Origin of the sequence: Actinokineospora sp. (assembly GCF_052390155.1) — a bacterium.
GTDB lineage: Bacteria > Actinomycetota > Actinomycetes > Mycobacteriales > Pseudonocardiaceae > Actinokineospora.
Map to the genome: position 1 here is coordinate 22,493 of NZ_JBQTHF010000067.1, position 14,000 is coordinate 36,492.

Here is a 14,000-nt window from a genome sequence, read left to right on the forward strand (position 1 = left end):
GGAATCAGCCGCAGTAGGGCAGGACCCGCTCCCCGAAGGTGCGGATGGACTCCAGCACGATCTCGTGCGGCACCGTGCCGAGTTGCATGACCAGGATCAGCTCGTCCACGCCCGCGTCGGCGAACCGCGCGATCTGCTCCCGGCACGCCGCCGGATCACCGATGACGCCGGTCAGCGGGACGTCCGGGGCGAGCCGGTCGTCCATCGCGGTACGCAGTTCGTCCTCGGGCAGCGGCCCGGAATCGGCGTCCAGCGGCCCGATCGGGCGGTTCTCGCTGCCGTAGTACTTCAACTGGGACTGCCAGAAGTACCGCGCGCCGCGGAATCCGTACTCGCACGCCCGCCGGTCGTCGTCGAGCACGATGCTCATCGGCGTGCACGCGTAGTGGTTGGTCACCGCACCGCCGACGGGGTCGGCCGACGCCACGGCCGCGCGGTACTCCTGCACCCGCTTGGTCAGCTTCTTCTGTGTGCCCGCGGCGAAGTTCAGCGTGCCGAGGCCGAGCGCGCCCGCCTCGCGCGCGCTGGACGGGGTGCTGCATGCGGCGAACATCGGCGGGTGCGGCTGCTGCACGGGCTTGGGCACGACCTGCGTCGGCGGGATGGTGAAGAACTCACCGTCCCATTCGAACACCTCGTCCTGCCACATCCGCGGGATCATCCGTTGCGCCTCAAGCCATTGCGCGCCCAGCGTCGGGATGTCGGACTCGAACGCGCGCTGCTCGGTGCGACTGCCGGACTTGCCCGATCCCCAGTTGACCCGGCCGTTGGACAGGATGTCCAACGTCGCCACCCGCTCGGCGATCCGCATGGGATGGTTGTAGCGGTACGGCGTGAGCGTGACCCCGTGCCCGATGCGCACGTTCTCCGTCCGCGCGGCGACGTAGGCGAGGAAGACCTCCGGCGCGGAACTCTGCGCGTACTCGCGCAGGCCGTGGTGTTCCACCGCCCACACCGCGTGATAACCCAGGCGGTCGGCGAGCACAGCCTGCTCGACGCAGTCGTGGAACAGCTTCCGCTCGGTCGCCGGGGTGGGCGAGGCGATCTGCATCTCGAAGAACAGCGAGAATTTCATAGGTCCCCCCAGGGTTCCGGGTGATCGCCTCAGCCGGCGACCATGCTCCACGGTTCGGGAATCCGCGCTGCCAGGCGGGGCTTGCGGTCGGCCCACCAGCGGACCGACTTGGCGAGCATCGCGGCCGGATCCTCGACCTGCCGCGTGGGCGCCATCGGTCGATCCATGCTGGTGTAGCTCTCGAACATGCCGAGGAGCCGCACCACCTGGAGCTGCACCTGGGACAGGTGCTGCTCGGCCAGCGGCAGGAAGAACCGGTGCCACCGCCGGGTGGTGATGAACGGCGGCGGCTCGATGGGCGTGATCCCGCGCTCGGCACGCCAGTCGTTCAGCGTGCCGCAGACGACGTCGAGCAGTTCGCCCAGCCGCAGGCACTGCGTGCCGCCCGTGATCACCTCGGTGCGCGGCGACGACGGTGGCGCACCCATCGACGCGGCGACGACCACCTCGGCCACCTGGTCCACGGGCGCCAGTTCCGCGTAGCCGCCCGGATCGCCGACGACCGCGGCGGCCAGGCCGGACACCAGGGTCTGGACCAGCGTGTAGGGGCCGGTGAAGCGGCCGATCGCGCCGTTCGCCCGGTCGCCCACGATCAGCGGCGGGCGCACCACGGTCAGCGGCCCCGGCGCCCGCTCCCGCACCAGGGTCTCGCATTCCGCCTTGGACCACTCGTATCCGTTGCGGTACCGGCCGAACGACGTGGGCACCGCGTGCTCGTCGGGGTCGGCGCCGTCGGCGTACGCGGTGGACAAGTGCACCAGGTGGGTGTGGTCGCCCACCAGGTCGAGCACCGCCTCCGTCGGCCGGATGTTCGCCTCGACGGCGTCCTCGCGGCTCAGGCTCCAGCGGGTCGACGCGGCCGAGTGCACCACGACGTCCCACGGTCCGCGCAGCGCGTCCGGCGGCGGCTCGGCGCCCATGGTCCACGCGACTTCGTCCGGGTGGACCGGGCGGCGGGCGACCCTGGTCAGCTCGACGTCCGCGCCCAGCGCGCCGAACGCCCGCACCACCTCCTGCCCCACAACCCCGGTGGACCCGGTGATCAGAACCCGCACGACTGCTCCTCTCCGGTCAGCACGGCGCGACCACCAGCGACACGTTGTGTCCGCCGAACGCGAACGAGTTGGTCAGCGCGGGCAGCCTGCTGATCTCCCGCGGGGCACCGGACACGACGTCGATCCGGGCCATGTCGGGGCTGCCCGCCGCGAAGTTCGCCACCGGCGGCACCGCCCGGTTCGACGCCGACATCAGCGTCACCACCGCCTCCACCGCCCCCGCCGCGCCCAGCGAGTGGCCCAGCACGCCCTTGGACGCGGTGACCGGTGGGCAGTCGTCGCCGAAGCAGTCGGCGATGGCGCGCGCCTCGGCGAGGTCATTGTGCACAGTGGACGTTCCGTGCGCGTTGATGTGGCCGATGTCGCCCGGCGCGAGCCCGGCGTCGGCCAGCGCCAGGCGCATGCAGTCGGCCGCGCACCCACCGTCCGCGCGCGGCGCGACGATGTGGAAGGCGTCGGAGTTGCTGCCGTAGCCCAGGATCTCGCCGATGATCGGCGCGCCCCTGGCCACGGCGTGCTCCCAGCGCTCCAGCACGAAGAACGCCGCCCCCTCCCCCATCACGAAGCCGTCGCGCCCGGCGTCGAAGGGCCTGCTGGCCGACCCGGGATCGTCGTTGCGCCGCGACAACGCGCCCATGCGGGCGAAGGAGGACACCACGACCGGTGAGAGCGACGCCTCGACCCCGCCCGCGACGACCACGTCCAGCTCGCCCGAGCGGATCTTGAGCGTCGCCTCGCCGATGGCGGTCGCTCCGCTCGCGCAGGCCATGGCGTAGGTCAGGGCGGAGCCGTGTGCCTTGAGCCGCAAGCTGATCCGCGCCGCTGCCGCGCTGGCCATGATCCGGGGCACGGTGAACGCGGGCACCTTGTCCGGCCGGTCGCCGTAGTCGTTCACCAGCCGCTCGGCGGGGGTCAGACCGCCCGCGCCGATCCCCACCGTCACCCCGACCCGCTTCGGGTCCGCGGCCGCGGCGTCCAGGCGCGCGTCGGCGATCGCGTCCGCCGCCGCCGCGATCGCCAGCAGCGCGGCGCGTTCGAGTTGGCGCTGCTCGCGAATCGAGCAGTACGCGGCGACGTCGAACTCGGGGACCGCGCAGGCGAAGGTCACCGGCAGCCCGAGTTCGGCGAACTCCTCGACCGTGGCGGCGGTCGACCTGGCCTCGACCAGGGTGGCCATCGCCTGCTTGATCTGGTTGCCCGCGGGCGTCTTCAGGCCCAGTCCGCTCACCGCCACCCGGACGCGGTCGGTCACGTTCCCGCCTGCATGCGCCGGTACAGCAGGTCGATCGCGTGCCCCACGTTGCGCATGTCGATGAGGTCGGACGCGTCGATCCGGGTGCCGAGCGCGGTCTCCAGCCGGGTGCCGATCTCCATCAGCTCCAGACTGTCCACTTCGTACTTGTCGCGCAGGTCGGTGCTTTCCTGGATCTCCTCGGTCGGCACGCCGACCACCTGCGCGACCCGGCTCAGCACCACCTCGGCCAACTCGGCTCGCTGCATCGCCACTCCCTTGTCCATCGCCGCTCCCTCAGTCATCGCTACCCCGGCGCAGCCCGGGGGCCGCCTCGTCCAAGTCCAATGAGGACGGTAAGCCGAGCGCGCGGCGCGCCAGGTACTGCTTGGTCGCGGCCGGGGTCGGCGGGTGGAACCGGATCGCCTGCGCGTCGCGCCAGAGCCGCTCCAGCGGCAGCGACCGGGCATAGGACGCCCCGCCGCACGCCTCCGCGAACGCGCCGACGGCGTCCGGCACGGCCCGCACCGCCTGCTGCTTGACCGCGAGCGCGGCCGACACGAGGTACTCCGGGGCCGCGCCCGCGTCCATCCGGCGGGCCACGTCCGCGCACGCCGACTCCAGCGTGAGCAGCGCCGCCACGTGGTCGCCGAGCGCGGCCTGGTAGCTGGGCAGTTCCGCGCGGCTGCTGTCCAGGTGCGCGATGCGCAGCCTGCCCATCAGGTCGGCGGCGTGGCCGAGCGCGGCGCGGGCGAGCCCGAGGTAGCAGGCGGTGGCGGTGAGCGCGAACCAGATGACCCCGGCGGCGAACACGTCGTCGTCCTCGGAACCCGCGGGCGCCTCGTAGAAGACGAGTTCACGCGGGATGAAACAATCCTGTAGCACCAACGTGTTCGACGCCGAGCCGCGCATGCCCATGGTGTCCCAGTCCTCGACCACGCTGAGCCCGGGCGCGGTCGTGGGCAGCAGCGCCACCAGGACCGTCTCCGGCCCGGCCTGCACCTGCAGGCACACCAGGTCCGCCTCGGCGGCCAGTGAGCAGGGCCGCTTGCGCCCGGACACCCGCCAGCCGCCGTCCACCGGCTCGGCGATCAGCGTCGAGCGGGTGGTGGAGCCGCCGAGGTTCGGTTCGGCGAAAGCCGAGGCCAGCAACCGGTTCTGGGTGGCGATGGCCTCCATCAGCAGCCACGACGTGTCCGTCCGGCGGCGCCAGTGCTCGACCATCAGGCCGACCGAGAACAGGTGCATGTTCACCGCGACGGCCAGGCCGGGGTCGCTCGCGGCGAGCGCCCGCTGCAACGCGCAGCACTTGACCAGGTTCGCGCCGCCGCCGTGGAACTGCTCGGGAACCGGCAGCCCGGGCCAGTTGTGCTCCCGCAACAACTCCAGGCTCCGGGCGGCAGGCCGACCGTCGCGATCGGACTGTTGGGCCAGCGACGCGATCTCGTCGAGCACGTGCGCGGGCAGGTCGGCGCTGACGTCCGGCCAGACGTCGTCGAAGAGTCCGCCCTTGCCGGTCACCCCGCCACCTCGACCCGCCGGTCGGCCATGGTCTGCCGGGTCTGCTCGACGGCACCCGCGAGCGCGTCCATCGCCTGGCGCACATCGCCCTCGGTGGCGACCATCGGCGGCAGCAGGCGCAGCGTCTCGGGCCTGCTCAGGCACGGCGACACCAGCAAACCCCGCTGCGCCAGGCCGAAGACGACCTCGCCCGCGTGCTCCGGGGTGGCGAAGTCCACGCCCCAGATCAGCCCCTGGCCGCGGACTTCGGTGACCACGTCGGGGAACCGGTCCCGCAGCCGCGCCAACCCACTGTCCATAAAGGACGAAACCTGGACGCCGTTGTCGGCGTGTGCCTCGATCGCGGCCAGCGCGGCGGGCACCGCCGCCATGCACAGCGGCTGACCGCCGAACGTCGCGGTGTGCCGGAACGGGTCGGCGACCAGCGGCTGGTAGAGCCGCTCGGAGCACACCGCGGCCGACACCGGCACCACCCCGCCGCCGAGCGGCTTGCCGAGCAGCACGGCGTCCACCGGCAGCCCCGCCGCCAGCGCGAGCGAGCGCGGCCCGCCCCGGCGTAGGCCGACCTGGATCTCGTCGGAGATCACGAAGGCGCCCGCGCTCCTGGCGTCCTCGGCCCACTGGGCGAGCACCGCCGGGTCCAGCGCCACCACGCCGTTCTCCCCTTGCACCGGTTCGAAAATGACCGCGGCGAGGTCGCCGTCGGCCGCCGCGCGACGCACCGCGTCGGCGTCGGCGGGGTCCGCGTGCACCGCGCCGCCGAGCAGCTCGCGCAGGCCGTCGCGGAACCGGTCGTGCCAGGTGAGCGCGAGCGCACCCATCGTCTTGCCGTGGTAGGCCCCGCGCACGGCCACGACGGTGCCGCGCCCCGTGACGAGCCGGGCGAGCTTGACCGCGGCCTCCACCGCGTCCGCGCCGTTGGTTCCGAAGTAGACCCTCGACAGCGGGGAATCCAGGTACCGCACCAGTTCCTCGGCCGCGGCCGCGGCGAGCGGGTTGCTCAGCGACCGGGTGGACACCGGCATGGCGTCCAGTTGGGCGCGAACCGCCGCGACGACGTCCGGGTGCCGGTGACCGAGCAGGGTGACCGCGTACGAGCCGAAGTCCAGCGCGGTGCGGCCGTCGGAGAGCCGCACCTCGCAGCCCTGCGCGGCGACCTCGACCGCCCCCTGGCCCGCGAACTTGCCCGCAAGCGCCAGCGCGGGCGACATGTGCTTGCGCAGCCTGCGAAAGGTGTCCTTGGCCAGTGCCGGATCGAGCAGGCTCACTGCTGCGCCTGCGCACCGGCGCGTGAGCGGCGCCCGAGCTGTTCGAGAATGGCGCGCGAGTTGTCCTCCAGCGCGCGGGCCGCGACCGGGTTGAGCATCTCGCTCATCATCGGGATGCCGATGTCGAACTCCACGTGCAACTCCGCGGTGGTGCCCCGCTCGTCCGCGGTGACCTGCCAGTACCCGGTGAAGTAGGCCAGGTCGCCCTCGATCTGGCGGAAGTCGATGCGTCGCCGGTCGTGGTCGATGAACTCCTCTTCCTCCCACTCCAGCTCGGAACCCTTGAGCAGCACCGACCACTTGCTCACCCGGCGGTCGCCCTCCCACTCGACGACGCTGATCTCGCGCACCTCGGCCATGTAGCTGGCGTAGGACTCGCTGTCGAGCAGCGTCGCCCACACCTCGTCGGGGTTGTCGTCGCTGGTGTGGCTGGTGGTGACTGTAGGCATGTGTCCTCCGTTGCTCTGACGCTCAGATTCCCCACTGGTCCCAGTCCAGCGGCCCGAGGCCGTGGTCGGTCCGCAGCTTCTCCAACGCCCCCGCGATACGCACGGTGGGGAAGTAGCCGCTCGCGGTCCGAATGACCGGGATGCTCAGGGGCATGGCCGAGCGCAATCGCTCGTCGTGCTCGCGCACGACCGCCTTGGCGGCATCCGCCTCGGCCTTGGTCGCGCCCGGCGGCAGGGGCAGGGCACGCAACGCCTCGGCCGCGGGCGAGTCGTCGACGGCCAGGTGCGTGTGGTGCTCGATGTGGGTCGGCGACTTGAGATAGCCCGCGCCGACCTGGCCGCAGTAGGCGATGGCGCGCAGCGCGACCGCGCAGGACTCCACACAGGCCGCGTAGTTGCCGTCCGCGTACGCCGCCTCGATGTCGGTCAGCGAGGTCTGCACGGCCATGGCGTACTGCCAGGCCATTCCGGCGCCGTGGGTGAGGAACCAGGTCAGGTCGGTGCCGCCGACCCGGGCGTCAGTCATCGAGGGCCTCCCGCAACGTCTCCGCGGCCACATCCAGCACCAGCTCGGCGTCGCGGATCCCCCGCATGAGCCGCCCAGCCGAGTGTTCGCCCGCGATCCCGGCGAGCGAGCCCTCGGCCGTGACGGCGTCGCGGATCAGCCTGCCGTGCCTGGTCAGCACGAATTCTTCCCGGCCGAGCTTGGTGGCCGTGCGGTCCGGGTCGGGCCGCACGGCAGTGAGCTGCCATGGGTCCCACTCGGCGAGGCCGGTGCCTGCCAGCAGTGCCACCAGCTCCGCCTCGGTGCTCGCCGCGTAGTGCCCGCGGACGAACCCGGTGTCGAGGCCCAGCCGGGCCGCCCGGTTCGGCAGCCACTTCTCGCTGGTCAGCACGTCGCCCCGGGCTCGACAGCGCAGCTCCAGCAGCTCGCGGCCCGCGCGTCCGCACAGGTAGCGGGCGGCTTCGGGCTCGCCGCCGCGCTCGGCCAGCCGCGCCATCGCCCACACCTGGACGAGCTGGTCGATCGAGGCCCGCACGAGCGTGGGCAGCAGCGCGGCGGACTCCGCCGCGTCGAACACCGGCGGCTGGTCGGCGTGCAGCGGGACGGAGTTGAGCCAGCGCGCGGCGGTGCGGCGGGTGCGCCGTCCCGGTGGGGGAGCCAGGCTCACCACGCCGATCGGCAGCTCGCGCACCGGGAACGCGCGCGCCCCCGCGAGCAGGTCGGCGGGCATCGTCGCCGGGTAGTGCTCGATGTCGATCGGCGTCTCGCCCGCGAAGAAGAGAAACGCGGGCGAGGGCTTGCTGATCCCGGGCATCAGCAGGTGGATGTCCACGTCGCTGCCCCGGTTGCCGAGGCCGCCCGCGAGCGAGCCGACGAGGAACGCCCGACCGGCGGTCAGCACGCTGCCGCCGAGGTCGAGCACGTCCTGCAGGGCGAGCCCGACGACCTGCAGCGCTTTCGCCGCGTCGAGCTGGTCACAGTCGTTCACGACCACGACACCTTTCGCTGGTCCGCCCGCACGGTCGGAGGATCCGCGGGACGAGATCGCGGGCCCGCTGCCGCCACGCGGACCACGACACAGGGCAGGTGGCCACGGACCACTCCAGCCGTCATCGAACCGTCCCCCAGTTCAGGAAATATCCAGACTTCGCGCACCCCAGGCCAGTGCCCCGCGTGTGGTGCGGGGGATGTTCGACAGCGCGACCGTTGTTCTTCGGCTGCCCGCTGCCGACAATTCACTGGCCGCCGATGCTAGCACGGTGCAGCGACACCGCCGTGATCGTCCGAACGGAGTAGTTTCGCTGCCACAGCCCCGGTCTCGACGGACCAGGACCGGCCGCGCCCGTCAGTCCACTTCGGACTGTCCGGGCACACTGGCCACGGCACGACGACGAGGAGACGGGCGACGATGGCGAGGACCGGGCGCAGACCGGGGCCGACGCAGACGCGGGCCGACATCCTGGCCGCCGCGCGCGGCCAGTTCGGCGCCCACGGCTTCGCGGGCGCGACGATCCGCGCCATCGCGGCCGAGGCCGGGGTCAACCCGGCGCTGATCCACCACTTCTTCGGCACCAAGGAACAGGTGTTCGTCGCCGCGCTGAACCTGCCCGCCAATCCGGCGGTGCTGGTCGAGACCATCCTCGACGGCCCGCGCGAGCAGGCGGGCGAGCGGCTGCTGCGGCTGTTCCTGGCGCTGTGGACCGCGCCGGAGCCGAGCAGGGCGTTCCTCGCCCTGGTGCGGTCGGTGTCGACGAACGAGCGGGCGGCCACGATGCTGCGCGAGTTCGTCGAGACCGCGATCCTGGCCAGGGTCGCCGAGGCCCTCGACGTCCCCAAACTCCGGGCGACCGGGCTCGCGGCCCAGTTGATCGGGCTGGCGATGGTCCGCTACGTCGTGCGCGTCGAACCCCTGGCGTCGGCGACCGACGACGAGGTCGTCGCCCTGGTCGCCCCGGTCCTGCAGCACTACCTGACGCCGTGACCCCGCTTCCCCTTGACGCCGGAACTCATCGCGCGCAGAATTAAACACATGACTAATTCAGCCGTCGCGGTCGACGGACTACGGGTGGTCCGTGGTGGCCGCGAGGTCCTGCGCGACATCGGATTCGAGGTACCCCGAGGCTCGGTCACCGGCCTGCTCGGCCCCAGCGGGTGCGGCAAGACGACCCTCATGCGCGCGCTCGTCGGGGTGCAGGTGGTCGCGGGCGGCCGGGTCGAGGTGCTGGGCAGACCGGCGGGCCACCCCACGCTGCGCGACCGGATCGGCTACGCGACGCAGAACCCGGCCGTCTACGCCGATCTCACCGTCGCCGAGTGCCTGCGCTACTTCGCCGCCGTGCTCAAGGCACCCGCCGCCGACGTGCCGCGGGTGCTGGCCGATGTCGACCTGGTCCCCCAGGCCGACCAGCTTGTCGGCAAGCTCTCCGGCGGGCAGCGCGGCCGGGCCAGCCTGGCCGTCGCCCTGCTCGGCTCCCCCGAACTGCTCGTGCTCGACGAACCCACCGTCGGCCTCGACCCAGTCCTGCGCGACGACCTGTGGGCGCTGTTCCACCGCCTCGCCGACGGCGGCACGACCCTGATCGTGTCCAGCCACGTGATGGACGAGGCCGCCCGCTGCGGCAGGCTCCTGCTGCTGCGCGAGGGCGTGCTGCTCGCCGACGACACCCCGGACGGCCTGCGCGCAGCGACCGGCCGAGCCGACCTGGAGCAGGCGTTCCTGCACCTGGTCCGAACCACGGAGGCGGCGGCGTGAACGCCACGATCACCGCCGCGACCGCGCGGCGCATCCTCACCCAACTCCGCCACGACCCGCGCACGGTCGCCATGCTGCTGCTCGTCCCGACCCTGCTGATGACGTTGCTGCGCTTCGTGTTCAACTCCGAGCGGGCGTTCAGCGCGATCGCGCCCGCGCTGCTCGGCGTGTTCCCGTTCGTGATCATGTTCCTGATCGCCTCGGTCACTACGCTGCGCGAGCGCACCACGGCCACCCTCGAACGCCTGATGACCATGCCGATCGGCAAGCTCGACCTGATCCTTGGCTACGCCATCGCCTTCGGCGTGCTCGCGGTGCTCCAGGTCGGCATCGCCACCGGGGTTTCCCTGCTGTGGCTTGGACTTGAGGTCGCCGGTCCAGTGTGGACACTGCTGCTCATCGCGGTCCTCGACGCCCTGCTCGGCATGGCGCTCGGCCTGCTCGTGAGCGCGTTCGCCACCAGTGAGTTCCAGGCTATCCAGTTCATGCCGCTGTTCGTGCTGCCGCAGTTCCTGCTGTGCGGACTCCTGCAACCGCGCGACAGCATGGGCTGGCTGCTCAACGCCCTGTCCGACGTGATGCCGCTGTCCTACGCGGTCGACGCCCTCACCCAGGTCACCCACTCCCCCGACTTCGACGGCACCCTGGCGCGCAACCTGGTGATCGTCGCGGGCTGCGCGCTCCTCGCCCTGGTGCTGGGCGCGAGCACGCTGCGCAGGCGCACGCCCTGACGGTGCGGATCGACCCCCTTGCGGCGGGTCGACAACCCCCCTATAGTGAACCATATGGTTCAGTTTCCGAGACTCGATCAGACGTTCGCCGCGTTGTCCGATCCGACCCGGCGGGAGATCTTGGCGCGGTTGAGTCAGGGCCCCGCATCGATCAGCGAGCTGGCGGAGCCGTTCGGGATGACGTTGACCGGGCTCAAGAAGCACATCCACGTGCTCGAAGAGGCCGAACTCGTCACCACCGAGAAGGTGGGCCGCACGCGCACGTGCAGGCTCGGACCACGACATCTGGAGGACGCCGTGCAGTGGATCGACGAGCACCGCGAACGCTGGGAACGCCGCATGGACGGCATCGAAGCCTTTCTGGCCAAGAAAAAGGGAGCGACAACATGAGCATCGACCTGCGCGTGGACCGACTGATCGACGCGACGCCGCACGAGGTCTTCGACGCGTTCGTGGACCCAGAGGCCCACCCGTACTGGTACAGCGACCCGACCGTGCCCGGCTACATCGTCGAGTCCGAATGCGACGTTCGGGTGGGCGGCACCTGGGTGTCGGCCTGGGGCCCGAACCGCGACAAGCTGATGCGGGAGGTCTGCGTCTTCCAGGCCGTCGACCGCCCCAACCGGCTGCTCATGACCACGAGCACCGAGAAGACCGACGGCAGCGTGCTGGAGACCACCGTCGAGGTCACCTTCGTCGAGGAGGACGGCAAGACCCGGATGACCGTGCTGCAGTCCGGTTTCGCGTCCACCGAGATCCGCGACGAGCTGGCCGCCGGGTGGCCGGAGATCCTGGTGCTGATGGAAAGCTATCTGCGCGACCGGAAGTGAGTGGCCCGGGCCACCGGGGCCCGGGCCACTGCGGTCCTCAGTGGACGATCAGGGCGTAGTCCGCGTCGGTCTCCGGGGTCTCCACGTGGCCGTCGGAGTTGACCGCCGTGGCGAGGACGTCGATCGTCCAGGTGCCCGCCGCCGGGCGTTCCAGGAAGACGTTCTCCACCGTGTCCACCGTGTTCGGTGACCCGCCCGAAGTGGACCAGATGCCAATGTTGAGGCCGTTGTTGCCGTAGTACACCGTTCCGTTGGGCGCGGTCACCCGCAACGTCAGGTCGTTGACCCGGGCCACGGCGGCGCTCGGGGAGCCCATCGGGTCGGTGTAGGCCAGCGTCGCGCGCAGCGGCTTGGTGCCGTTGACGGTCAGCGAGTACCGCTTGGACTGGCCGGTGCGCAGCAGGTCGGTCTCGTTGACCAGGATCGGCAGCCGCCAGCCGTTGGCCTTGGCCTGGTCGTAGAGCGTGCGCACGTTGGCCGTGCCCCAGCCCTGGTGGGTGCGGGTGAGGTCGTGCGCGGTGCCGCTGAACGGGAACTGGCTCGCGGTGTTGATCAGCAGCGCCTTCGCGGTCGCGGCGTGCGGCCGGGTGGCGAACACGTCGCGGGCTTTGCCTGGGGCGCCGTCGAATACGCCGTCCGCCCACATCTGGAACAGCAGTCCGGCGTTGCCGCAGGTGATCGGGGTGGCGCCGCTGGTACCGCCGAACGACGTGGTGTACGAGGTGTCGCTTGTGGACGATGTGGTGTCGATGCGGTCGTAGAAGTTGGACAGGTCCGGCTTGATCCGGCCGTCGGCGGCCGGGCCGATGCTGGCGCCGCCCGCCCACCGGTCGTCCGTGCGGGACGCGGTGTTGTAGTGGTACTGGCCGCCGACCGAGAGCACGTTCTTCGCCCACGCCTCGGGCCGCGAACTGCGCGTGCCCGCGTTGCTCTGCGACTGGCAGATCAGGATGTCGTGGTCGAACACGATGTCGTCGAGCGCCGCCGAGACCGAGGTGTAGGACGTGGTCAGCGTGCTTCCCCAACTGTTCGACTGGAACACCGCGCGGTAGGCACCCGCCGGGTCGACCAACTGCCGGGTGTGGCCGTAGCGGTCGGGCTTGCCGTAGGTGGCGAAGATGCCCTGCGCCTCGGGCAGCAGCCCGCGGCGGGTGGCACTGACACCGGCGGCGAATATCTGACCATAGGTCGAGGTTCCGTGGCTGGTGCTCGACCCGTTCGGCCCGTGCGGCACCGCGGGCCGGGCCCGGAACTCCTGGTGTGACATACGCAGTCCGCCGTCCATCACCTCGCCGCGCACGCCCTTGCCGCGGTACCCGCCCGCGGTCTCGATGTAGTTGGCACCACTGGAATCGCGGGCGATCGCCATGTCGGTCTGCGGCGCGGAGGTCGCGCCGACGGCCAGCACCTCGGGCAGCGCGGCCAACTCGGCAACCTGCGTCGGGCTCAGCGTCGCGAGCACATGGCGCCCGCTCTCGGCGATCCCGTCGAGCCGCCCACCGACCCGCGCGACGCGCCGGGCCACCGTGTTCTGGTCGCGGATGTTCTCCTCCACCAGGGTGACCAGGTACTGCGCCGAACCCGCCCGAGCGACCGACGTGGACTCCGGGTCGAACTTGTCGGCGGGCTGGTAGTCGCCGACCCAGCGCACGAAGTCCAGCCCGCGCAAGGCCGCGACGTCGGCGGTGCGGACGACGTAGGCGTGGTCCGGGACGTAGGCGCCGAGCCGCACGCCGACCGTGCGCAGGCGCGCACGCTGCGCGTCGGTGACGGGACCGCGGAACTGCACCAGGTAGCCCGACCGCCCGGTGGCGGCCGCGGCGACACCGGGCGCGAGCGGGTCGAACGTCCGGCTCGCGAGCCGGATGAACTGCGGGCTGTCGGCCGAGCCCGCGGTGGCGGTGCCGCCCGCTTGGACGGTGCCCGCCGTCATCAGCAGGACGCCGAGAACTGATCCGGTGAGTAGGACTTTTCGCCGTGGCAGCGGCATGGGATGGCCTCCGAACGTGCGCAGGGGGACGCCCGGGCCGGAGGGAGGCCCGAACGGGTTTCCCACGCTACTGACCGGAAATCGGCGGTCCAGCCGCCAAACAGGCTACGCGGATAACTGGGAAATCCCGCACCGCGGGTCGTCGCGGGCCGACTGGCCGCCGCGCTTCGGCCAGCCCGCGGACGCAGTAGAGTCGGCCCCATGGGATCGAACGCACTGACCCGCCTCGGCGACGGCAAGTACCTGCTGGTGACGACCTTCAAGCGGGACGGCACCGCGATGCCCACCCCGGTCTGGGTAGCCCGCGACGCCGACGAGTTGGTGTTCTGGACGGTGTCGGATTCGTGGAAGGTCAAGCGGATCCGCAACAACGGCCGCGTCGAACTGGCCGAATGCGACTTCCGCGGCAACCCCACGGGCGACACCGTCCCAGGCACCGCCCGCCTCCTCGACGCGGCCGGGTCGGAGCGCGCGCGCAAGCTGATCCAGCGCAAGTACGGCCTCGTCGGCCGGATCACCATGCTGGCCAGCAAGATCCGCCGCGGCAACACCGGCACCATCGGCATCGCGATCACGCCTGATACGCCATAGGG

Annotated in this window: 16 protein-coding genes; 6 read left to right on the top strand and 10 right to left on the bottom strand. The window is 71.5% G+C overall.

All coding sequences use genetic code 11. The features are described 5' to 3' along the window. Positions 1-4 precede the first annotated feature (4 nt). Genes ACT4N7_RS22735 through ACT4N7_RS22775 form a run of 9 tightly spaced genes read right to left on the bottom strand, consistent with a single transcriptional unit; the run spans position 5 to position 8,092 of the window. Positions 5-1,075: an LLM class flavin-dependent oxidoreductase gene (locus ACT4N7_RS22735; RefSeq protein ID WP_444830849.1), complete on the bottom strand. Its 1,071-nt coding sequence runs from the start codon at positions 1,073-1,075 to the stop codon at positions 5-7. A 29-nt stretch (positions 1,076-1,104) separates the two neighbouring features. After that, the gene (locus ACT4N7_RS22740) at positions 1,105-2,130 is read right to left on the bottom strand and encodes an SDR family oxidoreductase (RefSeq protein WP_444830850.1); all 1,026 of its coding nucleotides are present in this window, start codon (positions 2,128-2,130) and stop codon (positions 1,105-1,107) included. Positions 2,131-2,146: 16 nt separating this feature from the next. After that, positions 2,147-3,382 carry a beta-ketoacyl-[acyl-carrier-protein] synthase family protein gene (locus ACT4N7_RS22745; RefSeq protein WP_444830851.1) on the bottom strand — a complete coding sequence of 412 codons (1,236 nt, stop codon included), beginning with the start codon at positions 3,380-3,382 and terminating at the stop codon, positions 2,147-2,149. Continuing rightward, complete coding sequence (locus ACT4N7_RS22750) at positions 3,379-3,648, bottom strand: acyl carrier protein (protein ID WP_444830852.1); 270 nt, start codon at positions 3,646-3,648, stop codon at positions 3,379-3,381. Before ACT4N7_RS22750 ends, ACT4N7_RS22745 begins: the two co-directional genes overlap by 4 nt. A gap of 10 nt (positions 3,649-3,658) precedes the next feature. After that, positions 3,659-4,882: an acyl-CoA dehydrogenase family protein gene (locus tag ACT4N7_RS22755; RefSeq protein ID WP_444830853.1), complete on the bottom strand. Its 1,224-nt coding sequence runs from the start codon at positions 4,880-4,882 to the stop codon at positions 3,659-3,661. Then, positions 4,879-6,150 carry an aminotransferase class III-fold pyridoxal phosphate-dependent enzyme gene (locus tag ACT4N7_RS22760; RefSeq protein ID WP_444830854.1) on the bottom strand — a complete coding sequence of 424 codons (1,272 nt, stop codon included), beginning with the start codon at positions 6,148-6,150 and terminating at the stop codon, positions 4,879-4,881. The genes ACT4N7_RS22755 and ACT4N7_RS22760 overlap by 4 nt, the downstream gene beginning before the upstream one ends. Then, positions 6,147-6,599 carry a type II toxin-antitoxin system RatA family toxin gene (locus tag ACT4N7_RS22765; RefSeq protein ID WP_444830855.1) on the bottom strand — a complete coding sequence of 151 codons (453 nt, stop codon included), beginning with the start codon at positions 6,597-6,599 and terminating at the stop codon, positions 6,147-6,149. The genes ACT4N7_RS22760 and ACT4N7_RS22765 overlap by 4 nt, the downstream gene beginning before the upstream one ends. 22 nt (positions 6,600-6,621) lie before the next feature. Next, on the bottom strand, positions 6,622-7,125 hold the full coding sequence (locus ACT4N7_RS22770; RefSeq protein ID WP_444830856.1) for a hypothetical protein: 504 nt from the start codon (positions 7,123-7,125) through the stop codon (positions 6,622-6,624). Next, a complete protein-coding gene (locus tag ACT4N7_RS22775; RefSeq protein ID WP_444830857.1) occupies positions 7,118-8,092 on the bottom strand; it encodes a hypothetical protein in 975 nt (324 codons plus the stop codon). The genes ACT4N7_RS22770 and ACT4N7_RS22775 overlap by 8 nt, the downstream gene beginning before the upstream one ends. Positions 8,093-8,512: 420 nt before the next feature. Between ACT4N7_RS22775 and ACT4N7_RS22780 the strand changes: the two genes are divergently transcribed. The 5 genes from ACT4N7_RS22780 to ACT4N7_RS22800 are packed head-to-tail and all read left to right on the top strand — an operon-like array spanning position 8,513 to position 11,417. Continuing rightward, complete coding sequence (locus ACT4N7_RS22780) at positions 8,513-9,085, top strand: TetR/AcrR family transcriptional regulator (protein WP_444830858.1); 573 nt, start codon at positions 8,513-8,515, stop codon at positions 9,083-9,085. Between the two features lie 48 nt (positions 9,086-9,133). Continuing rightward, positions 9,134-9,856, top strand: coding sequence for an ABC transporter ATP-binding protein (locus ACT4N7_RS22785; RefSeq protein ID WP_444830859.1), 723 nt, complete (start codon positions 9,134-9,136; stop codon positions 9,854-9,856). Continuing rightward, on the top strand, positions 9,853-10,587 hold the full coding sequence (locus tag ACT4N7_RS22790) for an ABC transporter permease (RefSeq protein WP_444830860.1): 735 nt from the start codon (positions 9,853-9,855) through the stop codon (positions 10,585-10,587). The genes ACT4N7_RS22785 and ACT4N7_RS22790 overlap by 4 nt, the downstream gene beginning before the upstream one ends. Positions 10,588-10,641: 54 nt before the next feature. Then, on the top strand, positions 10,642-10,977 hold the full coding sequence (locus ACT4N7_RS22795) for an ArsR/SmtB family transcription factor (RefSeq protein ID WP_444830861.1): 336 nt from the start codon (positions 10,642-10,644) through the stop codon (positions 10,975-10,977). Continuing rightward, the gene (locus ACT4N7_RS22800; RefSeq protein WP_444830862.1) at positions 10,974-11,417 is read left to right on the top strand and encodes an SRPBCC family protein; all 444 of its coding nucleotides are present in this window, start codon (positions 10,974-10,976) and stop codon (positions 11,415-11,417) included. The genes ACT4N7_RS22795 and ACT4N7_RS22800 overlap by 4 nt, the downstream gene beginning before the upstream one ends. A gap of 37 nt (positions 11,418-11,454) precedes the next feature. Here ACT4N7_RS22800 and ACT4N7_RS22805 read toward each other — a convergent pair whose 3' ends face one another. Next, positions 11,455-13,407 carry a S8 family serine peptidase gene (locus tag ACT4N7_RS22805; protein ID WP_444830863.1) on the bottom strand — a complete coding sequence of 651 codons (1,953 nt, stop codon included), beginning with the start codon at positions 13,405-13,407 and terminating at the stop codon, positions 11,455-11,457. A gap of 201 nt (positions 13,408-13,608) precedes the next feature. On the opposite strand from ACT4N7_RS22805, the gene ACT4N7_RS22810 reads away from it, so the two are divergent. Next, entirely contained in the window at positions 13,609-13,998 is a 390-nt protein-coding gene (locus ACT4N7_RS22810) for a PPOX class F420-dependent oxidoreductase (protein WP_444830864.1), read from the top strand. Positions 13,999-14,000 lie beyond the last annotated feature (2 nt).

Bases quoted from the DNA above. Each gene is read 5' to 3' on its own strand.
- ACT4N7_RS22735 (WP_444830849.1), bottom strand. From the start codon at position 1,075: ATGAAATTCTCGCTGTTCTTCGAGATGCAGATCGCCTCGCCCACCCCG.
- ACT4N7_RS22750 (WP_444830852.1), bottom strand. From the start codon at position 3,648: ATGGACAAGGGAGTGGCGATGCAGCGAGCCGAGTTGGCCGAGGTGGTG.
- ACT4N7_RS22765 (WP_444830855.1), bottom strand. From the start codon at position 6,599: ATGCCTACAGTCACCACCAGCCACACCAGCGACGACAACCCCGACGAG.
- ACT4N7_RS22770 (WP_444830856.1), bottom strand. From the start codon at position 7,125: ATGACTGACGCCCGGGTCGGCGGCACCGACCTGACCTGGTTCCTCACC.
- ACT4N7_RS22780 (WP_444830858.1), top strand. From the start codon at position 8,513: ATGGCGAGGACCGGGCGCAGACCGGGGCCGACGCAGACGCGGGCCGAC.
- ACT4N7_RS22785 (WP_444830859.1), top strand. From the start codon at position 9,134: ATGACTAATTCAGCCGTCGCGGTCGACGGACTACGGGTGGTCCGTGGT.
- ACT4N7_RS22795 (WP_444830861.1), top strand. From the start codon at position 10,642: ATGGTTCAGTTTCCGAGACTCGATCAGACGTTCGCCGCGTTGTCCGAT.
- ACT4N7_RS22800 (WP_444830862.1), top strand. From the start codon at position 10,974: ATGAGCATCGACCTGCGCGTGGACCGACTGATCGACGCGACGCCGCAC.
- ACT4N7_RS22805 (WP_444830863.1), bottom strand. From the start codon at position 13,407: ATGCCGCTGCCACGGCGAAAAGTCCTACTCACCGGATCAGTTCTCGGC.
- ACT4N7_RS22810 (WP_444830864.1), top strand. From the start codon at position 13,609: ATGGGATCGAACGCACTGACCCGCCTCGGCGACGGCAAGTACCTGCTG.